General features: G+C 71.0%; 19 protein-coding genes. 14 read left to right on the top strand and 5 right to left on the bottom strand.

Annotated features, from left to right (window positions below; genetic code table 11):
• The first annotated feature begins 11 nt into the window (after positions 1-11).
• Genes FZ046_RS23780 through FZ046_RS23770 form a run of 3 tightly spaced genes read left to right on the top strand, consistent with a single transcriptional unit; the run spans position 12 to position 5994 of the window.
• Entirely contained in the window at positions 12-4874 is a 4863-nt protein-coding gene (locus FZ046_RS23780) for an NAD-glutamate dehydrogenase (protein ID WP_070354692.1), read from the top strand.
• Positions 4871-5311 (top strand): acyl-CoA thioesterase, encoded by a 441-nt coding sequence (locus FZ046_RS23775; RefSeq protein ID WP_125939797.1) that lies wholly within the window; start codon positions 4871-4873, stop codon positions 5309-5311. The genes FZ046_RS23780 and FZ046_RS23775 overlap by 4 nt, the downstream gene beginning before the upstream one ends.
• Positions 5308-5994, top strand: coding sequence for a DUF8185 domain-containing protein (locus tag FZ046_RS23770; protein WP_070354693.1), 687 nt, complete (start codon positions 5308-5310; stop codon positions 5992-5994). Before FZ046_RS23775 ends, FZ046_RS23770 begins: the two co-directional genes overlap by 4 nt.
• A 63-nt stretch (positions 5995-6057) precedes the next feature.
• Here FZ046_RS23770 and FZ046_RS23765 read toward each other — a convergent pair whose 3' ends face one another.
• Positions 6058-7629 carry a glycoside hydrolase family 13 protein gene (locus FZ046_RS23765; RefSeq protein ID WP_070354694.1) on the bottom strand — a complete coding sequence of 524 codons (1572 nt, stop codon included), beginning with the start codon at positions 7627-7629 and terminating at the stop codon, positions 6058-6060.
• Between the two features lie 63 nt (positions 7630-7692).
• On the bottom strand, positions 7693-8097 hold the full coding sequence (locus tag FZ046_RS23760; protein ID WP_170292472.1) for a globin: 405 nt from the start codon (positions 8095-8097) through the stop codon (positions 7693-7695).
• A gap of 145 nt (positions 8098-8242) precedes the next feature.
• On the opposite strand from FZ046_RS23760, the gene FZ046_RS23755 reads away from it, so the two are divergent.
• From FZ046_RS23755 to FZ046_RS23745, 3 genes are all read left to right on the top strand, one after another.
• A complete protein-coding gene (locus FZ046_RS23755) occupies positions 8243-8896 on the top strand; it encodes an HNH endonuclease (RefSeq protein ID WP_070354695.1) in 654 nt (217 codons plus the stop codon).
• Between the two features lie 99 nt (positions 8897-8995).
• The gene (ctaJ, locus tag FZ046_RS23750) at positions 8996-9199 is read left to right on the top strand and encodes an aa3-type cytochrome oxidase subunit CtaJ (protein WP_070354713.1); all 204 of its coding nucleotides are present in this window, start codon (positions 8996-8998) and stop codon (positions 9197-9199) included.
• A complete protein-coding gene (locus FZ046_RS23745) occupies positions 9186-9656 on the top strand; it encodes a DUF5130 domain-containing protein (RefSeq protein ID WP_070354696.1) in 471 nt (156 codons plus the stop codon). The genes ctaJ and FZ046_RS23745 overlap by 14 nt, the downstream gene beginning before the upstream one ends.
• A gap of 10 nt (positions 9657-9666) precedes the next feature.
• On the opposite strand, the gene FZ046_RS23740 is transcribed toward FZ046_RS23745, so the two are convergent.
• On the bottom strand, positions 9667-10029 hold the full coding sequence (locus FZ046_RS23740; protein ID WP_070354697.1) for an HNH endonuclease: 363 nt from the start codon (positions 10027-10029) through the stop codon (positions 9667-9669).
• Between the two features lie 129 nt (positions 10030-10158).
• Positions 10159-12735 (bottom strand): aminopeptidase N, encoded by a 2577-nt coding sequence (pepN, locus tag FZ046_RS23735; RefSeq protein WP_070354714.1) that lies wholly within the window; start codon positions 12733-12735, stop codon positions 10159-10161.
• Positions 12736-12839: 104 nt separating this feature from the next.
• Here pepN and FZ046_RS23730 point away from each other — a divergent pair, with 104 nt between their 5' ends.
• From FZ046_RS23730 to FZ046_RS23700, 7 genes are read left to right on the top strand one after another with little or no spacing between them, the layout of a single operon-like run.
• Positions 12840-13448 (top strand): mycothiol-dependent nitroreductase Rv2466c family protein, encoded by a 609-nt coding sequence (locus tag FZ046_RS23730; RefSeq protein ID WP_070354698.1) that lies wholly within the window; start codon positions 12840-12842, stop codon positions 13446-13448.
• A 48-nt stretch (positions 13449-13496) separates the two neighbouring features.
• Positions 13497-14888: a purine-cytosine permease family protein gene (locus tag FZ046_RS23725; RefSeq protein WP_070354699.1), complete on the top strand. Its 1392-nt coding sequence runs from the start codon at positions 13497-13499 to the stop codon at positions 14886-14888.
• Positions 14889-14899: 11 nt separating this feature from the next.
• The gene (locus tag FZ046_RS23720; protein WP_176749612.1) at positions 14900-15325 is read left to right on the top strand and encodes a nucleoside deaminase; all 426 of its coding nucleotides are present in this window, start codon (positions 14900-14902) and stop codon (positions 15323-15325) included.
• Between the two features lie 37 nt (positions 15326-15362).
• Positions 15363-16316: an isopenicillin N synthase family dioxygenase gene (locus tag FZ046_RS23715; RefSeq protein WP_070354715.1), complete on the top strand. Its 954-nt coding sequence runs from the start codon at positions 15363-15365 to the stop codon at positions 16314-16316.
• 35 nt (positions 16317-16351) lie between these two features.
• A complete protein-coding gene (locus FZ046_RS23710) occupies positions 16352-16831 on the top strand; it encodes a ribose-5-phosphate isomerase (protein WP_070354716.1) in 480 nt (159 codons plus the stop codon).
• Positions 16832-16834: 3 nt separating this feature from the next.
• Positions 16835-17629 (top strand): Fpg/Nei family DNA glycosylase, encoded by a 795-nt coding sequence (locus tag FZ046_RS23705; RefSeq protein WP_070354701.1) that lies wholly within the window; start codon positions 16835-16837, stop codon positions 17627-17629.
• 48 nt (positions 17630-17677) lie between these two features.
• Positions 17678-19369, top strand: a complete 1692-nt coding sequence (locus FZ046_RS23700; protein ID WP_070354702.1) for a cation:proton antiporter — start codon at positions 17678-17680, stop codon at positions 19367-19369.
• A gap of 24 nt (positions 19370-19393) precedes the next feature.
• Here the strand turns inward: FZ046_RS23700 and FZ046_RS23695 are convergent, their stop codons facing one another.
• Complete coding sequence (locus tag FZ046_RS23695) at positions 19394-20233, bottom strand: hypothetical protein (RefSeq protein ID WP_070354703.1); 840 nt, start codon at positions 20231-20233, stop codon at positions 19394-19396.
• Between the two features lie 302 nt (positions 20234-20535).
• Here FZ046_RS23695 and FZ046_RS23690 point away from each other — a divergent pair, with 302 nt between their 5' ends.
• Entirely contained in the window at positions 20536-22230 is a 1695-nt protein-coding gene (locus tag FZ046_RS23690; protein ID WP_070354704.1) for a hypothetical protein, read from the top strand.
• Positions 22231-22233: the final 3 nt, after the last annotated feature.

Genomic DNA, 22233 nt, shown 5'->3' with positions numbered 1-22233 from the left:
AGGAGCGGAACATGACGGCGATCGGCAACAGCGGCAGGGACTTCGAGGGTTCGGCCGAACCGACGACGGTCCTCAAGCGCGATCCCAACGCCGCGCTCGCCCGCGCCTACCTGCAGACCCACCAGGGCCCGCACGGCGACGCCCCCGCCGCCGACGCCACGGTCACCGCCCCGATCGCACCGACCGGCGGCGCCGTCACCCCGGCGCTGCTCGCCGCCCACGCCAAGGTCGGCAGGCAGCGCGCGCTGGGGGAGACCAAGGTCGCCGTCTACGCCTCTGGCGACGAGTCGGGCGTCGGCCCGGCCGTGCAGATCGTCACCGACCGCAGCGCGATGCTCATGGACTCGGTGACGGTGCTGCTGCACCGGCTCGGCGTCGCCTACACCGCGATCATGAACCCGGTGTTCCGGGTGCACCGCAGCGCGAGTGGCGAGCTGCTCGCCATGTGGCCGGTCGCCGACCCCGAGGCGCCCCGGGAGGGCATCGAGGAGTCCTGGATCCACGTCGAGTTGTCGCCCTCGGCCGACGCGGGCGCCGTCACCGAGGCCGCGACCCTGCTGCCCAACGTGCTCGCCGACGCGCGCCAGGTCGCGATCGACGCCGGCGCACTCAACGCCACGCTCGTCGGGCTGGCCAACGCGTTGGACGCCGACGTGTCCGGCAGCTTTCCCGGATACGACCGCCGCGACGTGGCCGCCCTGCTGCGGTGGCTGGCCGCCGGCCACTTCGTGCTGCTCGGCTATCAGCGCTGCGTCGTCGACGACGGCAAGGCGTCGGTGGAACCGGCCAGCCGGCTCGGGGTGCTGAAGTTGCGCACCGACGTGCTGCCGCAGCTGTCCGGCGACGACGACCTGCTGGTGCTCGCCCAGGCCACCATCCCGAGCTTCCTGCGGTACGGCACCTACCCCTACATCGTGGTGGTGCGGGAGTCCGCCCCGCTCGGCACCACCGTCGAGCACCGGTTCGTCGGCCTGTTCACGGTCGCGGCGATGAACGCCAACGTGCTGGAGATCCCGCTGATCTCGCGGCGGGTCAACGAGGCGCTCGCCCTGGCCCAGGGCGACCCCGGCCACCCCGGCCAGCTGATGCTGGACATCATCCAGACCGTGCCACGTTCGGAGCTGTTCGCGCTGAACGCCCGCGATCTGCTCGAGATGGCCACGGCCGTGGTCGATCTGGGCTCGCGGCGGCGCGCTCTGCTGTTCCTGCGCGGGGACAAGCTCGCCCACTTCGCGTCCTGCCTGGTGTACCTGCCGCGCGACCGCTACACCACCGCGGTCCGCCTGGAGATGCAGGACATCCTGGTCCGCGAACTCGGCGGCGTGTCCATCGAGTACACCGCGCGCGTCAGCGAATCCCCCTGGGCGCTGGTGCACTTCACGGTCAAGCTGCCCGACGGCACCAGCCCGGACAGCGTCGACGTCACGGCCGCCAACGAGGCGCGCATCCAGGACCTGCTCACCGAGGCCGCCCGGACCTGGGGCGACCGGCTGCTCGGCGCGGTCAAGGACGGCGCGATCGGGCAGCGCCACGCCGAGCACTACGCAGCGGCCTTCCCCGAGGTCTACAAGCAGGCGTTCAGCCCGACCGACGCCATCGGCGACATCGAGATCATCGAGGGCCTGCGGGCCGACACGGTCAAGCTCGTCTTCGCCGAGGGGCGCGAATCCCACGCTGCGCAACTCACCTGGTACCTCGGCGGGCGCAGCGCGTCACTGAGCGAGCTGCTGCCCATGCTGCAGTCGATGGGCGTGGTGGTCCTCGAGGAGCGGCCCTTCACGGTGACCCGCGCCGACGGCCTTCCGGTCTGGATCTACCAGTTCAAGATCGCCGTGCACCCGTCCATCCCCGATCCCCAGGACGCCGACGAGCGCACCGCGACCGCCGAACGCTTCGCCGACGCGGTGACCGCCATCTGGCAGGGCCGCGTCGAGATCGACCGGTTCAACGAGCTGGTGCTGCGTGCCGGCCTGAACTGGCGGCAGGTGACCGTGCTGCGCGCCTACGCGAAGTACCTGCGGCAGGCCGGTTTTCCGTACAGCCAGTCGCACATCGAGACCGTCGTCAACGACAACCCGCACACCGCGGCGGCGCTGGTGCGGCTGTTCGAGGCCCTGTTCGACCCGTCGGACTCCGACACCCGCCCGGACGCGCAGGCCGCGGTGGCGGTGGTCGCCGCCGACATCGAGGCGCTGGTGAGCCTCGACACCGACCGCGTGCTGCGGGCGTTTGCGTCGATGATCCAGGCGACCCTGCGGACCAACTACTTCGTCACCCGGGAGGGCTCGGCACGCGGATCCGACGTGCTCTCGGTCAAGCTCGACCCGCAGCTCATCGACGAATTGCCGCTGCCACGACCGAAGTACGAGATCTTCGTGTACTCGCCGCGGGTCGAGGGCGTGCACCTGCGGTTCGGCAACGTGGCCCGCGGCGGCCTGCGCTGGTCGGACCGCAAGGAGGACTTCCGCACCGAGATCCTCGGCCTGGTCAAGGCGCAGGCGGTGAAGAACGCGGTAATCGTGCCGGTCGGCGCGAAGGGTGGCTTCGTGCTGAAGTCGCCGCCCGCGCCGACGGGGGACGCCGCGGCCGACCGCGACGCGCAGCGCACCGAAGCCGTCGCCTGCTACCGGCTGTTCATCGGCGGTCTGCTCGACGTCACCGACAACGTCGACACCGCCACCGGCGACGTCGTCACCCCCGACGGCGTGGTGCGCCGCGACGGCGACGACGCCTACCTGGTGGTGGCCGCCGACAAGGGCACCGCCACCTTCTCCGACATCGCCAACGACGTCGCCAAGTCCTACGGCTTCTGGCTGGGCGACGCGTTCGCCTCCGGCGGCTCCGTCGGCTACGACCACAAGGCCATGGGCATCACGGCCAAGGGCGCCTGGGAATCGGTGAAGCGGCACTTCCGCGAGATGGGCGTCGACACCCAGTCGCAGGACTTCACCGTCGTCGGCGTCGGCGACATGAGCGGCGACGTGTTCGGCAACGGCATGCTGCTCTCCGAACACATCCGACTCATCGCCGCGTTCGACCACCGGCACGTGTTCCTCGACCCCGACCCGGACGCGGCGACGTCCTTCGCCGAGCGGCGCCGGCTGTTCGGACTGCCGCGGTCGAGCTGGGACGACTACGACCGCAGCCTCATCAGTGCCGGCGGTGGCGTCTACAGCCGCGACCAGAAGTCCATCCCGATCAGTCCGGAGGTGCGCGCGGCGCTCGGCGTGGCTGGTGACGTCACGGAGATGACGCCGCCCGCGCTGATGAAGGCCGTCCTGCTCGCGCCGGTCGACCTGTTCTGGAACGGCGGCATCGGCACCTACGTCAAGGCCGAGACCGAGTCGGACGCCGACGTCGGCGACCGCGCCAACGACCCGATCCGGGTCAACGGAAACCAGTTGCGCGTCAAGGTGATCGGCGAGGGCGGCAACCTGGGCGTCACCCAGCGCGGGCGCATCGAGTTCGACCTCGCCGGCGGCAGGATCAACACCGACGCGATGGACAACTCGGCCGGCGTGGACTGCTCCGACCACGAGGTCAACATCAAGATCCTCGTCGACTCGCTGGTCACCGCGGGCAAGGTGGACGCCGGGGAGCGCACCGAGCTGCTGATGTCGATGACCGACGAGGTGTCCGACCTGGTGCTCGCCGACAACGCCTCGCAGAACGATCTGATGGGCACCAGCCGCGCCAACGCCGCGAGCCTGCTGACCGTGCACGCCCGTCAGATTCGCGACCTGGCCGCCGACCGCGGCCTGAACCGGGAACTCGAGGCGCTGCCGTCGGACAAGGAGATCCGCCGCCGCACCGAGCTGGGGCTGGGACTGTCGTCCCCGGAGCTGGCCACCCTGATGGCGCACGTCAAGCTGGCGCTCAAGGACGAACTGCTCGGCACCGACGTCCCCGACCAGGAGGTGTTCGCCGCCCGGCTGCCGGAGTACTTCCCGCTGCCGCTGCGCGAGCGGTTCGGCCCGGACATCCGTACCCACCAGCTGCGCCGCGAGATCGTCACCACCATGCTCGTCAACGACCTCGTCGACACGGCCGGCATCACGTATGCGTTCCGGATCACCGAGGACACCGGCGTCGGGCCCGTCGACGCCATCCGCAGCTACGTCGCCACCGACGAGATCTTCCGGGTCGGCGAGGTGTGGCACCGCATCCGCGCCGCCGGTGCCGACGGGGTGTCGGTGGCGGTCACCGACCGCATGACCCTCGACCTGCGCCGGCTCATCGACCGGGCCGGCCGGTGGCTGCTGAACTATCGGCCCCAGCCGCTGGCGGTCGGCGCGGAGGTGAACCGGTTCGCCGCGAAGATCGCCGAACTCACGCCGCGGATGTCGGAGTGGCTGCGCGGCGACGACCGCGACATCGTCATGAAGCAGACCGGCGAGATGGTCGACAAGGGCGTGTCCGAGGACCTGGCCTACATGGTGGCCACCGGGCTCTACCAGTTCAGCCTGCTCGACGTCATCGACATCGCCGACATCACCGATCGCGACCCCGCCGAGGTGGCCGACGCGTACTTCGCGCTGATGGACCACCTCGGCACCGACGGCCTGCTGACCGCGGTGTCCGGCCTGCCGCGCGACGACCGATGGCATTCGCTGGCGCGTCTGGCGATTCGCGACGACGTGTACGGCTCGATCCGTGCGCTGTGCCTCGACGTGCTCGCCGTCGGCGAGCCGGAGGAGACCGGCGAGCAGAAGATCGAGGAATGGGAGGTCACCAACAGCTCCCGGGTCGCCCGCGCGCGCCGCACGCTCACCGAGATCTACGACGACGGCGGCAAGGACCTCGCCACGCTGTCGGTGGCTGCACGCCAGATCCGCAGCATGACCAGGACCAGTGGGACGGGAGCCACCAGTTGACCGCCGATCAGTCGTCCGCCGACGCCCGCGAGCGCTTCATCACGCCGGTACCGGTGCGCTGGAGCGACATCGACATGTACCAGCACGTCAACCACGCGACCATGGTGACGATCCTGGAGGAGGCGCGCGTCCCGTTCCTCTCCGAGCCCTTCGCCGAGGACTTCGCGACGACCGGCCTGCTCATCGCCGAGGTGCGCGTCGCGTACAAGGGGCAGCTGCGGCTCGCGGATTCGCCGTTGCAGGTGACCATCTGGGTGAACCGGATGCGCGCGGTGGACTTCACCCTCGGCTACGAGGTCCGGTCGGTGCTCGCCGATCCCGACTCGAAGCCCGCGGTGATCGCCGAGACGCAGCTGGCGGCGTTCGACATCGGAGAACAGAAGCTGGTGCGCCTGGCGCCGCACCACCGGGCGTACCTGCAGCGCTTCGCCCGATGAGCGACGCGGTCGAGCGCGGTCTGTGGCTCGAGGACGCGGCGCACCGCGTCGACCTCGAGACGTTCGTCGACCGCGCGCTGCGGCTCGACGAGGCGGCCGTCATCCGGCTGCGGGAGCGACCCGGTGGTCAGGTGGTCGCCTGGGTGGCAACGGGTTTCGACGTGCTGGCCAGCCGCGTGATCGGCGGCCGGGTGCGCCCGGGTGACCTCTCGGCGGGGGCCGACGCGTTGGCGCGCGCCCTGCCCGCGATGGACCGGTCCGGTTTCGTCGAGCCCGGGTTCGCGATGGACTCGGCGTGGCGCGGCGCGCTGCCCCCGGACGCGGGGTTCGCTCACCTCGACGACGTCCCTGCCCGGGTCGTGCTGGACCTCGCGCAGCGCGGCGTCGCGCTGGCCAAGGAGCACGGCAGCGCGCACGGGCCACCGGCGTCGCTGCTCGACCAGGAGGTGGTGGCCGTCAGCGCCGGGTCGGAGAGCGTCGGCATCCCGATGCGCTGCGTCTTCGCCCTCACCGCCATGGGCTTCCTGCCGCAGTCGACGCGCCGCAGCGACGACTTCACCCCCGAGTCCGTCGCGGCCGACGAGGTGGTGCGGGTGCGCGTGCTGCCGGCGTGGCTGCGGATCGACGCCCGCTTCGGCAGCGTCTACCGCCGTCGCGGCGACCCGGCGGTCGTCCTGCGCTGACAGCCGCGATTCACGAGCGCTGACGTTCGCTCACCGAACGCGAGCGCTCGTGAATCGCATCGGTCAGCGGATCCAGACGGCGGTGTCGACGGGCAGCGCACCGCCGGTGAGCGGACCGCTGGCCAGCAGCACCTCCCCGGCCGGCAGCTCGGCGTCACCGGCTCCGGCGTTCAGCAGGCACGCCACGCCGTCGGGGCCGCGGAAGCCGACGACGCCGTCGGCGGCGGTCAGCCACTCGATGCCCGCGCCGAGATCGCCTCGGCCGTGGCGGATCTCGATGGCCCGGCGGAACAGTTCCAGCGTCGAGGAGTCGACGCCGTCCTGCGCCGCGACCGTCAGCCCCGCCCAGTCCTCGGGCATCGGCAGCCAGGTGTCGGCCGAGGTGGAGAAGCCGTACGGCGGAGCGTCGCCGGACCACGGCATCGGCACGCGGCAGCCGTCACGACCACGCACCGTCCGGCCGGAGCGCTCCCACGTCGGGTCCTGCAGCACCTCGTCGGGCAGATCGACGTTCGGCAGGCCGAGTTCCTCGCCGTTGTAGACGAACACGACCCCGGGCAGGGCCAGCATGACCAGCGCCATCGCCCGCGCCCGCGCGAGCCCGGCCGGGCCGCCGCCGTACCGGCTGACCTCCCGGTCGACGTCGTGGTTGGCCAGCGTCCACGTCGGCGGCGACCCCGCGAGATCGGCTGCGGCGAGCGAATTCTCGATGGCCTCGCGGATCTCGGCCGCGTCGAAGTCGGCGCGCACCAGCCGGAAGTTGAAGCCCAGGTGCAGCTCGTCGGGCCGCAGGTACTTGGCGAAGTCCTCGTTGTCGAACACCCAGATCTCGCCGACGGTCACCGCGTCGGGATGGTCGTTGAGCACGGTGCGGATGCCGCGGTGGATGTCGTGCACGCCGTCCTGGTTGAACCGCGGATCGTTCTCGGCGAGCGCCAGCATCGGCAAGTCGGGGTCGCCCATGTCGGGCAGCCCCGCCGGCTTCGCCATGCCGTGCGCGACGTCGATGCGGAACCCGTCCACCCCACGCTCGAGCCAGAACCGCAGGGTCTTCTCGAGGTCGTCGAAGACCTCCGGGTTGTCCCAGTTGAGGTCGGGCTGCTCGCTGTCGAACAGGTGCAGGTACCACTGGCCGGGGTTGCCGTCCGGCTCGACGATGCGGGTCCACGCCGGCCCGCCGAAGACCGAGATCCAGTTGTTCGGCGGGTGCACCCCACCGGGGCCCTTGCCGTCGCGGAACACGTACCGCTCGCGCTGCGCGCTGCCGGGACCGGCGGCCAGCGCGGCGGCGAACCACGGGTGCTGCGACGAGGTGTGGTTGGGCACCAGGTCCATCGTCACCTTGATGCCGCGGGCGTGCGCCGCGTCGACGAGCCGGTCGAGCGCCTCCAGGCCGCCGAACAGCGGGTCGACGTCGCGCGGGTCGGCGACGTCGTAGCCGTGGTCGGCCATCGGCGACACCATGACGGGGTTCAGCCACAAGGCGTCGACGCCGAGGCGCGCCAGGTAGTCCAGCCCGGCGGTCACGCCGTCGAGGTCACCGACGCCATCGCCGTCGCTGTCGCGGAACGAGCGCGGGTAGGCCTGGTAGAACACGGCGCGGGACCACCACGCGCCGGAGTGGGGATCGGTCACGCGTTCCCATCCTGCCGCAGGTGCGGCGGTGCGTGCGCGGCGAGACCCCCGCCCGACGGCGGATCAGAACGCGGAGTTCACCATCGATTGGGCGGCCATCTCCAGGTAGTCGAGCAGGGCCTTGCGGTGCGCGTCGTCGAGGGTCTGTGCGGGAATCTCCGCGACGGCGGTGTGCATGCACCGCAGCCAGGCGTCGCGCTCCAGGAAGCCGATCCGAAACGGTGCGTGCCGCATCCGCAGCCGCGGATGGCCGCGCTGGTCGGAGTACGTGCGCGGCCCGCCCCAGTACTGCTCGAGGAACATCCGCAGCCGCACCTCGGCGCCGGCGAAGTCATCCTCCGGGTACAGCGGACGCAGGATCTCGTCGTCACGCACCAACTCGTAGAACCGCGCGACGATGGCGTGGAAGGTCTCGGCGCCGCCGACCGCGTCGTAGAACGAGCGGGGATCCTCAGTCACGCCGTCCATCATCCACGTCGGCACCGGCGTCGATGGGTAGGCGCCGGCCAATGCGTCCGCGTCATCGGTTGTTCACCGAACTGACCTGCGCACTCGCCCGGAATTGCCGTGCAGTCGGACCCGATCCGTGGTGGACTGTCTCCTCGGAGGGCCCATGTCGCAGCGAGGAAGAGGTCGCGGCCACCGGCACCACGGAGCCGCGGCGAGTTCGTTCGGGCTCTCGGCTGCGTCTGCGCAGGCCCTGACCCACGGAGCCGCCGACGTCGCGCTCACCGGGACGGCGACGTCGATCTGGGGCCGCCGCCGGGTGCTGCTGCTCAACTCCACCTACGAACCGCTGACCGCGCTGCCCATGCGCCGCGCGGTCATCATGCTGATGTGCGGCAAGGCCGACGTCGTACACGAGGACCCCGGCGGCCCCGTCATCCACTCCGCGACGCGGACCATCACGGTGCCGTCGGTGATCCGGCTGCGGACGTTCGTGCGGGTGCCCTACCGGGCGAGGATTCCGATGACGCGGGCGGCGCTCATGCATCGCGACCGGTTCCGCTGCGCCTACTGCGGCATGAAGGCCGACACCGTCGATCACGTCATCCCGCGCAGCCGCGGCGGGGACCACTCGTGGGAGAACTGCGTGGCGGCGTGCGCGCAGTGCAATCACCGCAAGGCCGACCACCTGCTGAGCGAGTTGGGCTGGACGCTGCGGTCGGTGCCGTTGCCGCCGAAGGGGCAGCACTGGCGGCTGCTGTCGACGGTCAAGGAACTCGACCCGGCGTGGGTGCGCTACCTCGGCGAAGGCGCGGCGTGAGGTCGACCCCGTCACGTTCGGGGCCTTCACCCGAGCAGTGCCGCGGGCGCGGCTGATACGGTTCTGCTCGTGAGCGAAGTGGCACTGGCGCACTCCCTGATGGGTGGCGTCCCGCTGTTGGTGCTGTTGCTGCTGGCGGCGTTGATCTACCGCCGCAAGGGACCGCACCCGGCGACGTATCAGCTGTCCGAGCCGTGGACGCACGAGCCGATTCTCTGGGCGTCCCCGGAGCCCGTCGACCATGGCCATGGCGGCCATGGTGCGCACCTGACCGTGGGAGGTGGCGCCAGTGGCCGGTGGTGAGGTCGTCAAGGCCCCCGACAACGTCGTCCTGCCCTACGGCGCCGCACTGACCTCGAGTGGTCGCATCTCCGCGGTCACCGAGCCCGGCGAGCTGTCGGTGCACTACCCGTTCCCGGTGAAGGACCTCGTCGTCCTCGACGACGCGCTGCAGTACGGCTCGCGCGCCGCCAAGGCCCGCTTCGCCGTCTACGTCGGCGGCCTCGGTGACGACACCGCTGCCACGGCGCGCGAGATCCTGGCCAAGGTGCCGACCCCGGACAACGCCGTGCTGCTCGCGGTCTCCCCGGATCAGCGGGCCATCGAGGTGGTCTACGGTTCCGCGGTCAAGGGCCGCGGCATCGAGGAGGCCGCGCCGCTGGGCGTGTCCGCCGCGGCCGCGTCGTTCGCCGCGGGGAACCTGATCGACGGCCTGATCAGCGCCGTGCGCGTGCTGTCGGCCGGCGTCTCGCCGCGCTGACCGTCCGCCCTCAGGTCGCCTCTTCGAGGTCGCCGGCCAGCAGGTCGGCCCGGATCCGCACGTAGCGCTCCAGAAACGCGCGCTCGTCGAGTCGCTTGCGCCGCAGCCAGCCGGTGACCTCGTCGTTGCACTTGCTGGCGTTGCACGACGCGCACGCCGGCACCACGTTGTCGATGGTGTAGCGCCCGCCGCGCGAGATCGCCATGACGCAGTCCCGCTGCATCGGCCCGTCCGGGGCGCCGCAGTAGGCGCAGCCCTGCCACGCCGCCTGGATCGCCGACCACTGCGCGGCGGTCAGGTCGTTGACGACGCTCGCGACGCGGCGTTGCCGGCGGCGCGCTGCGCGTGCCCGGCGGCTGTTCGATGCGGCCATGGCCGAAGCGTAGGTGCCGATCGCCGCGATCCCCGGTCTCCCGCGCCGAACCAGAGCGTCACGTCGTCAGCGGACCGCTGGGGCGACGTGACGCTCTAGTTCGGCGACGGTCGACGGGTGCGCCGGAGATCAGGAGGCGTCGAACCGGCGGGCGCGCAGCGCCCGTTCCACACCGGCGCGGCCCTCGATCACCAGCCGGCGCAGTGCGGGCGGCACGTCGCCGTCGGCGAGGAAGCGGTCGGCGGCGTCGAGCCCGGCCTGGCTGATGTCCCAGGACGGGTACAGCCCGATCACCACGGTCTGCGCGACCTCCGAGGACCGCCGCTGCCAGACACCGGAGATCGAGGCGAAGTACTTCTCGCCGAACGGGGCCAGCAGGTCGGCCTGGCCGGGCTGCACGAAGCCGGTGACGATGGCGCGGGTGGTGATGTTGGCGATGGTGTCGTCCTCGATCACCTGCTCCCAGACGCCCGCCTTCACGTCGGCCCGGGGCCGGGCCGCCGCGGCGGCGGCGGCGTTGCGCCGGCCGGCGGCGGTCCGGTCGCGCTCCGCCTCGGCGTCGATGAACGGCGTCGCGGTCCCGTCGGCGTCGACGACGCCGGCGCGGGCCAGCGCGGTGACGATGCGCCAGCGCAGGTCGGTGTCGACGACCAGGCCGGTGAGGTTGACCTCGGCCGGCTCGTTGTCGAGCAGCGTCGACAGCACGGCGACGTGGTTGGGTGCCAGCACCGAGCTGCACAGCGCGTTGACGAACGCCAGCTGGTGATCCGATCCCGGCGTCGCCTCGCGCGCCAGGTCGAGCAGCGTGTCGCCGAACGCGGGCCAGCCGTTCTCCGCGGCCCACGTCGGATCGGCGTACGAGCCGAGGGCGGTCTGTGCCTGCAGCAGCAGCCGCTGCGCGACGCCGACCTCCGACTCGGCGTGCAGGCCGCTCATCACCAGTGCGACGAAGTCACGGGCGGGCAGCTCGGCCTCGCGCGTCATCTCCCAGGCCGCCGACCAGGCCAGGGTGCGGGGGAGCGGCTCGTCGATGTCGGCGATCCGGCTGAGCACGGTCCGCAGCGAGTCGGGATCCAGGCGCAGCGAGCAGTAGGTCAGGTCGTCGTCGTTGACCAGGATGAGCTTGCCGCGTGAAACACCCTGCAGCGCAGGCACGTCGGTGGTGTCGCCCTCGACGTCGAGTTCCTCGCGGTGCACGCGGACCAGCTTGCCGGTCGTCGGGTCGTCGTCGTAGATGCCCACCGCGAGCCGGTGCACGCGGGTCTCGCCGGCACCCGGCGCGGCGCCGGACTGCTCGATGGTGAAGCGGGTGAAGGCGCCGTCACCGTCGACGTCGAAGTCGGCGCGCAGCGTGTTCAGCCCGGTGGTCTTGAGCCACTGCCGTCCCCAGCCAGACAGGTCGCGGCCCGACGACTTCTCCAGCGCGCCGAGCAGGTCGCCGAACGTCGCGTTGCCGAAGGCGTGGTCGCGGAAGTAGTCGCGCAGCCCGGCCAGGAACGACTCCAGGCCGACGTAGGCGACCAGCTGCTTGAGGACGCTGGCGCCCTTGGCGTAGGTGATGCCGTCGAAGTTGACCTCCACGGCGGCCAGGTCGGGGATGTCGGCGGCGACGGGGTGGGTGGAGGGCAGCTGGTCCTGCCGATAGGCCCAGGACTTCTCCACGTTCGCGAACGTCGTCCAGGCCTGGGTGTACTCGGTGGCCTCGGCCTGGCACAGCACCGAGGCGAAGGTGGCGAACGACTCGTTGAGCCACAGGTCGTCCCACCACTGCATGGTGACGAGGTCGCCGAACCACATGTGCGCCATCTCGTGCAGGACGGTCTCGGCGCGCCGCTCGTAGCTGTAGCGGGTCACCTTGGACCGGAAGACGTAGTCCTCGAGGAACGTCACCGCGCCCGCGTTCTCCATCGCGCCCGCGTTGAACTCCGGCACGAACAGCTGGTCGTACTTGCCGAAGGCGTACGGCACGCCGAAGTTGCGGTGGTAGAAGCCGAACCCCTGCTTGGTCTCGGTGAAGAGTCGCTCGGCGTCCATGAACTCCGCCAGCGAGGCCCGGCAGAAGATGCCGAGCGGGATCTCGCCGTGCTCGTCGGCGTAGACGTCGTCCCAGCGGGCGTAGGGCCCCGCGATCAGCGCCACCAGGTAGGTGCTCATCCTCGGCGTGGTGGCGAAGACGTGCACGCCGTTCTCGGCGGAGACCGTGGCGCCGTTGGACACCACCTGCCAGTGGGCGGGTGCGGTGACCGTGACGTCGAAGGTGGCCTTCAGGTCGGGCTGGTCGAAGCAGGCGAACATCCGCTTGGCGTCGGCCGTCTCGAACTGCGAGTACAGGTAGACCTCGTCGTCGACGGGGTCGACGAAGCGGTGCAGCCCCTCGCCGGTGTTGGAGTAGAGGCAGTCGGCGTCGACGACCACGGTGTTGCGCTCGGCCAGCCCCACCAGCGGGATGCCGGTCGACTCGTCGTAGCCGGAGACGTCGATCTCCACGCCGTTGAGCGTCGCGCCGCGGATGGCGTCGGCGGCGATGTCGATGACGGTGTCCGCGCCCGCCAACGCACTGAACTCCACGGTCGTCGTGGACCGGAAGGTGCGCTCACCGGGGGCGCCGTTCCCGTCGGTCAGGTCGAGGACGATGCGGTAGTCGTCGACGGTGACGAGGGCGGCGCGCTCGGCGGCCTGGTCGCGGGTCAAGTTGGGAAGTGCCACGCCGTCCAACACTAGACCGCAGCGGGAACACCCGGAGGTCGTGCATGGTTGTGCTGAACGCAACTCTGCCGTCGATCCCGTCCCACCCCGAGAGGAACGCACCCATGGCTCAGAAGGACGTCGCAGGTTTCTGGTTCGACCCGCTCTGCCCGTGGGCGTGGATCACCTCGCGCTGGGTGCTCGAGGTCGAGAAGGTGCGCGACATCGAGATCGACTTCCACGTGATGAGCCTCGCGGTGCTCAACGAGGGACGCGACCTCCCCGAGGAATACCGCGAGATGATGAAGAAGGCGTGGGGACCGGTGCGGGTGGCGATCGCCGCCGAACAGGCCCACGGCCAGGAGATCCTCCGTCCGCTGTACACCGCGATGGGCACCCGCATCCACAACGAGGGAAACAAGGACTTCGCCGACGTCATCGCCGGGTCACTCGACGAGCTGGGCCTGCCCGCCGACCTGGCGAAGGCGGCCGACTCCGACGCCCACGACGAGGCGTTGCGCAAGAGCCACCACGAAGGCATGGACGCCGTCGGCCCCGACGTCGGCACACCCACCATCCACGTCAACGGCGTCGCGTTCTTCGGTCCGGTGCTGTCGCGCATCCCGCGCGGCGAGGAGGCCGGCAAGCTGTGGGACGCGTCGGTGACCTTCGCCTCCTATCCGCACTTCTGGGAGCTCAAGCGCAGCCGCACGGAGTCGCCCGAGTTCGACTGAGCGCCCGCTCCGGTTGCGGGCCGGGTCATCTCGGTGAACGGTAGGCGAATGACAGTCGCCGAACCGACCACCGACGGCTCGTACCGCGACCGGATCGTCGCGGTCGAACCGGGGGGCAACGAGTACATCGCCGACGCCGACCGGCACGGCTCCCCGCACCAGCTGTTCTGGACGTGGACCTCGCCGAACCTGGAGTTCGCGACGATCTTCGTCGGCATGCTGTCGGTGCTCGCCTTCGGGATGACCTTCTGGCAGGCCGTCGCCGGCATCGTCGTCGGCACCGGGCTCGGGGCGCTCGCACACTACGTCCTGTCCGCGCGTGGGCCGCTGCACGGCGTGCCGCAGATGGTGCTCGGCCGGTTGCCGTTCGGCTTCCGCGGCAATGCCGTTCCCGCCGTGCTCATGTCGATCACCGCAGGGGTGGGGTGGTTCGCGACCAACAGCGTCAGCGGCGCGTTCGCGTTGTCGACGCTGTTCGGCTTCGGCCCGCTGGTCGGCCTGATCGTCATCGTGCTGCTGCAGACCGCGCTGGCGTTCTTCGGTCACAACCTGGTGCAGGCGTTCGAGCGGTTCTCCTTCCCGGTGCTCGCCGTCATCTTCGTCATCACCTCGGTGGCGATCTTCAGCCACGCCGACCTGGGCAACGACGTAGTCGCCGCCGGCGGTGTGGGCGGCATGGGCGGTTTCCTGCTGACGGTCGGGACGTCCTTCGGCTACGCCGCGGGCTGGACGCCGTACGCCGCGGACTTCACCCGTTACCTCCCGTCGACGGTGTCGCGGCCGCGGACCGGGTTCTTCGCCGCCGCAGGGCTGTTCACCGCCTGCGTCGTGCTCGAGGTGGTCGGCGCGGCCTCGGTGACGACGGGGGAGGCGAGCCTCGCCGACCCGACCGGGTCGTTCACCGCGGAACTGGCGTCCCCGTTGGCCAAGGCGACGCTGCTGGCGATCGCGGTCGGCGCCATCGCGGCCAACGCCATCAACGTGTACTCCGGCGCCATGGCGTTCGTGACGATTGGCATCAAGCTGCCGCCGCACGTCGCACGTGCCCTGGTGACGGTGTTCTTCGGGATCGCCGGGTTCCTCGTCGCGTGGTGGGCGCTGCCCGACGCCGCGCACAGCTACGAGGCGTTCCTGCTGATCATCGCCTACTGGGTGGGACCGTGGCTGGGCGTCGTGTTCGCCGACCAGTACCTGCGGCGGGGCCAGGTAATCGCCGGCTTCCTCTACGACCGCAGCTACGCCAACTGGAACGGGTTGGCGGCCTTCGTGATCGGACTCGTCGCGTCGGTGCTGCTATTCGCCAATCAGGAGAAGCTCGTCGGCGTAGTGGCCAAGGGCCTGCCGCAGCTCGGTGACGTCACGTTCTTCGTCGGCTTCCTGCTCGCGGGTGGGCTGTACCTGCTGCTGTGCCGGTCGAAGATCGCCACGGAGCGCGCGTGACACCCGAGGAGATGCTCGACGTGGCGGTCGAGGAGGCGCGGAAGGGGCTGTCGGAGGGCGGCATTCCGATCGGCGCCGCGCTGTTCGCCGCCGACGGCACACTGCTGGGCCGCGGGCACAACCGCCGCGTGCAGTCCGACGACCCGTCGGTGCACGCCGAGACCGATGCCTTCCGCAACGCCGGACGGCAACGCCACTACCGGTCGACGGTGATGGTCACGACGCTGTCGCCGTGCTGGTACTGCAGCGGCCTGGTGCGGCAGTTCAACATCGGCGCGCTGGTGATCGGCGAGGCCACGACCTTCCACGGCGGTCACGACTGGCTCGCCGAGCACGGCGTGTCGGTGACCGTGCTCGAGGACCAGCGCTGCGTGTCGATGATGACCGACTTCATCGAGGAGCGCCCCGAGCTGTGGGCGGAGGACATCGGAGAATGAGCACGAGGGAGTGGACCGGGATGACGAGGTGGGCGGCGTGATCGCGACGATCGACCTGTCCCGTTGGCGCGCAGGCGGATCCGAGGCCGACGCGGTCGCAGCGGAGGTGGACGCCGGCCTGCAGCGGGCCGGCTTCATCCTGGTCACCGGCCACGGCGTCGACCCGGCTCTGGCCGCCGACGTCCGCGCCGCCAGCCGGGCGTTCTTCGCCCAACCCGAGGCGGTCAAACGGGGTTACGGCGTGCCGGTCGGCGGGCACGGCTGGCTCGGTCCCGGCGCCGAGGCCAACGGCTACGCCGAGGGCACGGAGACGCCGCCGGACCTCAAGGAGAGTTTCAGCCTGGGCGCGGAGACCGCCACGGGCGATCCGGAGGTCGACCGGATCTGGTTCGCCCCCAACGTGTGGCCGGCCGAGGTACCCGAACTGCGCGACCTCGTCACCCGCTACACCGCGGCGATGCGCCGGGTGTCCGACGACCTGCTGGCGCTGTTCGCCCATGCGCTCGGACTGCCCGACGATCCGTGGGCGACGCTGGCGAGCCGTCCGACGTGGACGATGAACATCAACCACTACCCGCCCGTCAGCGTCATCGGCGAGCCCGAGCCGGGTCAGTTCCGCATCGGCCCGCACACCGACTTCGGCACCGTCACCGTGCTGGACCGCGAGCCGGGCGCCGGGGGACTGCAGGTCTACTCCGAGGCCACCGGTTGGGAGGACGCGCCGTACGACCCCGCTGCGCTCACGGTCAACATCGGCGACTTGCTCGAGTACTGGAGTGGGCGGCGGTGGCCGTCGGGCCGTCACCGCGTACTGCCGCCGCAGCCCGAGGCGCCCGAGGAGGACCTGGTCTCGCTGATCTACTTCTACGAGGCCAACCACGACGCCGTGATCCGACCGCTGGCACCCCCGGTGGGCAGTATCGACGGGCTGGAACCCGTCACGTCGTCGGACTTCATCAAGCAGCGTCTCGACGCCATCACCGTCGGCTGACCGGGCATCGGCCGCGCTCTGTCACAATGGCGGCCATGCGCGTCTATCTCGGTGCCGACCACGCCGGATTCGAACTCAAGCAGGCCATCGTCGACCACCTGCGCCAGGGCGGCCACGAGCCCGTCGACTGCGGCGCCTTCGCCTACGACGCCCAGGACGACTACCCGGCGTTCTGCATCGCCGCGGCGGAGAAGACGGTCGCCGATCCGGGCAGCCTCGGCATCGTGCTCGGCGGCTCCGGCAACGGCGAACAGATCGCGGCCAACAAGGTGCCCGGCGCCCGCTGCGCGCTGGCCTGGAGCGTCGAAACCGCCCAGCTGGCACGGCAACACAACAACGCGCAGCTAATCGGCATCGGCGGCCGCATGCACACCCTGGAGGAGGCGATCGCGATCGTCGACGCGTTCCTCACGACGCCGTGGTCGGAGGAGCCGCGCCACCAGCGTCGCATCGACATCCTCGCCGAGTACGAGTCGACGCACGTCGCCCCGCCCGTTCCCGGCGCGCCGGCCTAGTCCGTGCCCGAAGGCCACACCCTGCACCGGCTCGCCCGGTTGCACCAGAAGCGGTACGCCGGCGCTCCCGTACGGGTGAGCAGCCCGCAGGGGCGGTTCGCCGAGGGCGCCGCCGCCGTCGACGGCCGCGTGCTGCGCCGTGCGAGCGCGTGGGGCAAGCACCTGTTCCACGACTACGCGGGCGGCCTCATCGTCCACGTGCACCTCGGCCTGTACGGCAAGTTCAACGAAAGCCGGATGCCGATGTCCGCACCGGTCGGTCAGGTGCGGATGCGGATGGAGGGCGAGGAGTACGGCACCGACCTGCGCGGCCCGACCGCGTGCGAGGTGCTGCACCGGGCCGAGGTCGACGAGATCCTCGCCCGGCTCGGCCCGGACCCGCTGCGCCGCAACCCCGACACCGAGAAAGCGTGGGACCGGATCGCCAAGTCGCGCAGGCCCATCGGCGCGCTGCTGATGGACCAGTCGGTGATCGCCGGCGTCGGCAACGTGTACCGCAACGAGTTGCTCTACCGGCACCACATCGAACCGCACCGGCCGGGCACCAGCATCGCCCACGACGAGTTCGACGAGGCGTGGGACGACCTCGTCGCGCTGATGAAGGTCGGCGTGAGCCGCGGCAAGATCATCACGATCCGCCGGGAGGACGACAAGGGGCCCGCGTCGTACCGCCAGGGCCGCCCCCGCACGTACGTCTACCGTCGCGCGGGCGACGCGTGCCGGATCTGCGGGGACACCATCCGCACCGAGGTGATGGAGGGGCGCAACCTGTTCTGGTGCCCCACCTGTCAGGTCTGAGGCCCCGCTCGGCGCGAGAGGATCGCCGCGACCCGGGATGATCGACGGGTGGAACTCATCCTCGTCGTCGTCGGCGCCATCGTCGTCACGGCCGTCGCCCACCGGCGCGGCCTCGAACCCGCGCTGGTCATCGTCGTCATCGGCAGCGCAGTGTCGTTCCTGCCGGGCTTCGAAGCGCCCGAACTCGACTCGCACATCCTGCTGACGGTCGTGCTGCCGCCGCTGCTGTACTCGGCGGCGCTGAACTTCTCGTTCCCGACGTTCCTGCGCAACATCCGCCCCATCCTCGGCCTGGGCGTCGGCCTGGTGGTGGTCACGGCGTTCGCCGTCGCGGCGATCTCGTCGTGGCTCGTGGTGGTGCCGCTGACGTTCGGCACCGCGCTGGTGCTCGGCGCGATCGTCGCGCCGCCCGATGCGGTGACCGCGGTGGCCGTCGGCCGCAAGCTCGGGCTGCCGAAGCGGGTGATGGCGATCCTCACCGGTGAGAGCCTCATCAACGACGCGGCCGCGCTCACCCTCTTCTCGATCGCCGTGGTGCAGGTCGCCGGCGGTCACACGTTCATCGAGAACCCCTTCCTGCTGTTCGGCTACAGCGCGACCGTGGGTCCCGTGGTCGGTGCCGTTCTGGGCTACGTGACGCTGTGGATCCGGCGGCGGCTCGCCAATCCCGGGCTGGAGACCGTGCAGGGGCTGGTGGTGCCGTTCGCGGCGTTCATCGCCGCCGAGGAGTTGCACGCCTCCGGGGTGCTCGCCGTCGTCGTGGCCGGGTTCGTCGTCGGCAACGGCACGCTGGACGCCGGATATCAGACCCGGCTGCAGGAGCGGTACGTGTGGAATTCGGTCGACGTGCTGCTGGAGGCCTTCGTCTTCGCCTACATCGGCCTGCACCTGCGGTTCGTCCTCGAGGACCTGCGCGAGGCGCACGAGTCGCTCGGCGAGGTCGCCGTCGCGTCGGCGGTCGTCCTGCTGATCGTGCTGGTGATCCGGCCGCTGTCGGTGTTCCTGATGTTCGGCCGCAGCAAGCTGTCCAGCCACGTCGAGAAGCGGCTGAGCGTGCCGGTACCCGAACACGGCGGCCGCGGCGCGTTGGGCACCCGGCGGCGTGCCCGCCCACCCCGGCGGTGGACGTCGCGCATCGACCGCCGCTCACTGAGCTGGCAGGAGAACGTCGTGGTGTCGTGGACCGGCATGCGCGGCGTGGTGACGCTGGCCGCCGCCGCGGCGATCCCGGCCACCACGGTGACCGGCGAGCCGTTCCCGGAGCGCGCGACGATCCAGGCGATCGCCTTCGTCACGAGCGTCGGCACGCTGCTGATCCAGGGCTGGTCGCTACCCGCGCTGATCCGCCGGCTGCACCTGTCGCGGTTCTCCGACGACCACGCCGCCGACCGCGAGGAGGAACTGAAGGCCGAACGCGTGGTGCACGCCGCCGCGGACGAGGTGCTCGACGCGTTCCGCGCGCATCCGCCGGAGGGGCTCGACCCGCGGCTGGTCGCCGAGATCCGCGCCGCGATCGCCCGGCAGTCCGAGGACGTCGACGAGATGCCCGACCCGGAGGCTCCCACGAAGCGGGCGCGGATCTTCTCGTCGCTGTACCGCGACGTGCTCGCCGCGCAGCGGGCCGCGCTGATCGCCGAGCGCGACGAGGGTCGCATCGAGGACGAGGCCGTCCGGGTGATGCTCGAGCGTCTCGACCTGCAGGAGGCTGGCGTGTCCGCGCGCCTGGAGAGCCGGTTCTAGTCGGGCATCACGTTCGAGCCGGGGTCAGAACCCGAAGTCCCCGCCACCGAAGTCGCCGCCGCCGAAGTCCCCGCCGCCCCAGCCGCCGCCGTCGCCGCCCCAGCCGCCACCGTCGCCACCCCAGCCGCCACCGTCTCCGCCGCCGTCGAACCCGGCGGCGTCCTGGCCGGCACCGTCGAGCTGGCCCTGCTCGAAGCCCTGGTCGAAGCCGTCGCCGTAACCGTTCTCGAAGGCCTGCGCGTCGTAGCCGACCCCGCCCATGCCGCTGAACAGCGACGAGAAGAGCAGCGCGGAGCCCAGACCCCACGCGCCGGCGACCAGGGCCGGCTTCCACCACGGCTCGGAGTACCAGCCGGCGGGCACCGGACGACCCGCGACGCGACCGCCGGGGTAGTAGTTCGGGGTGCGCTGCGACGGCATCGGCGATGCCTCGATCTGCCGGCCCTCGAACTCGACGCGGCGATCCTCGGTGACGGTGCCCGCCGAGCGCTGGCCGTCGAGCGACTCGAGCTCCGGACCGGGATCCATGCCCATCGCCGTGCGCGCCGCGCGGACATAGTACAGCCCCTCGATCGCACTCTCCTTGGCGAGCAGCGCCTGCCGCGCGGTGGTCGCCTGGTCGATCTGCGACGCCGCCGCCGTGTAGCGCTCCGACGCGTCGGCCATCGCCTGCTTGGAGGCGTCGTCGGTGCCGCTGAGGTTGAGCACCTGCCCGCCGAGCCGCTCGATCACGCGACGTGCGTCGGCCTTGGCGTCGGCCAAGGAGGTGGCCTCCCGGGCGCCGCTGGCCTTCTTCGTGCTGTAGACCGCCACGCCGATGAGGACGACCACGAGGAGGATGAGCACCAGCAGGAAGCCGTTCATGCGCCCCAGCCTACCGACGGGAAACGCCCAGTCAGCGGCGTCGGCAGCGGCGTCTGAGTGCGCTCTCAGCGGAACGACGCGCAGCCGACGCGGCAAACGCACCGCGACGCTTCGCCCGCGAAGCCTGGGGAATCGCGCCACTCCGGATAATTGCAGCCAGCGTCGATATCGGTGTCCGTGGGCAAACCGATGCCGTACCGAGACTCGACATCGACGCGCACGCACAGGAAAGTCAAGATCGGCACCGGGCGCACCCCGGCCGCCGGATCGCGCGGCGATCGTCCTACTGACCCGGAGCCCACGTGCCCTCACCCCGACGTCCGCGGCACCGCCGTCGCACCTCGACCGTCGCGCTCGCCGTCATCGTCGCGCTGGCATGCACGGCGGCCATCGGTACCGACCTTCGAGCGCCGCGGCACCGGACGGTGGTCGTGGCCACCGCGGCGTCCATCGACCCGTCGTCGGGCACGGTCGCGATCGCCGACTCGGACGTCTACGGCATGAGCCAGGCCGACGTCGACACGACCATGGACGCGATCCGCGCGGCGAACGTCCGCTCGGTGCGCCTGCTCATCCCTTGGGCGGGCGTCGAGCAGCGTCAGGGTCAGCTCGACTGGAGCATGGTGGACAAGACGGTGACGTCGGCGGCGTCCCGCGGGCTCGCCGTGGTGGGGGTCGTCAACTCCACGCCGCTGTGGGCTGTCGCCCCGGGCGGGCAGTACCTGAGCGGTCGGCCCGCCTCTCCGGCGGCGTACGGCGACTTCGTGGCCAAGGTGGCGAGTCGCTACCGGGGGACCATCGCAGCGCTGGAGATCTGGAACGAACCGAACGCCGTCACCTTCTACACGCCGCTACCCGATCCCGCCGGCTACGTCGATCTGCTCAAGGCGAGTTATCCGCGGATCAAGGCCGTCGACCCGTCGATCGTGGTGCTCGGCGGTTCGTTGGGCGCGATCCTGGACGTGGCGGCGGTGTCGATCAGCCCGCCGAAGTTCCTCGAGCAGATGTACGCCGCCGGGGCCGCTGGCTTCTTCGACGCCATGGTGTTCCACCCGTACCAGTACTCGCTGAAGTTCTCCGACGGCATGTCGGTGGACGGGTCGCCGCTGCAGCAGCTGATGGCGATGCGGCAGACGATGGTGGCCAACGGCGACGGCGACAAGAAGATCTGGTCGACGGAGTACGGCGAGCCGACGTCGCAGGGTGGCGACGCCCAGCAGGACGCGTTCATCAGCGACATCGTCACCAAGTGGCGCGAACTGCCCTACACGGGGCCGATGTACGTCTACACCACCCGAGACCGTCGGAGCGGGAGCCTCGGCACGGAGGACACGTTCGGCGTCATCCGCACCGATTGGACGCCCAAGCCCGCGCTGGCCACCGTGCGCAGCGCCGCGGGCGGCGCGCTGCCGTCCGCACCGGAGTTCGGCCGCTTCGCGACGGTCACCGACCCGGCGCTCGGCACGCCGCTGAGCCCGGTGTACCGGGCGAACCCGACGACGTGGGCGCAGATCCGCACCGAGGCGTCGGTGTACGAGCTGCCGTCGGGCTTCGTGACCTCGCCCGCGCCGGTGGCGCGCAAGGCCGGGCTGTACGGCACGGTGCCCACGACGCCGTTCGCCAACGGGTACCAGGACTTCGACCGCTACGACGGCCTGCGGATCTGGTATTCGCCTGCGACGGGCGCACATTCGGCGCGCCGCGCCATCTACGACGCCTGGACGCCCGCGCTCGGTCTGGCCGTCACCGACGAGACCGGCGGCCAGCTCGGCAGCCAGTGCGAGTTCGAGAACGGCACCATCATGTGGTCACCGCTGGGTGGCGCACGGGTGACGATGAAGGACGGCCAGCCCGGCACGCCACCCGGGAACCCGGGCGGTCCGGTTGATCCGGGGACGCCGCCACCCGGCCCGCCGCCGCAGAATCCGGTGGCGTCGCTGCTGGGCCTGGTGTTCGGGATCGTCGGCGGGCTCGGCGGCGTCGTCCTGCCACGCTGACGC

It is taken from the genome of Mycolicibacterium grossiae (assembly GCF_008329645.1).
Lineage (GTDB): Bacteria > Actinomycetota > Actinomycetes > Mycobacteriales > Mycobacteriaceae > Mycobacterium > Mycobacterium grossiae.
This window is presented reverse-complemented; position numbering and strand designations above follow the sequence as displayed.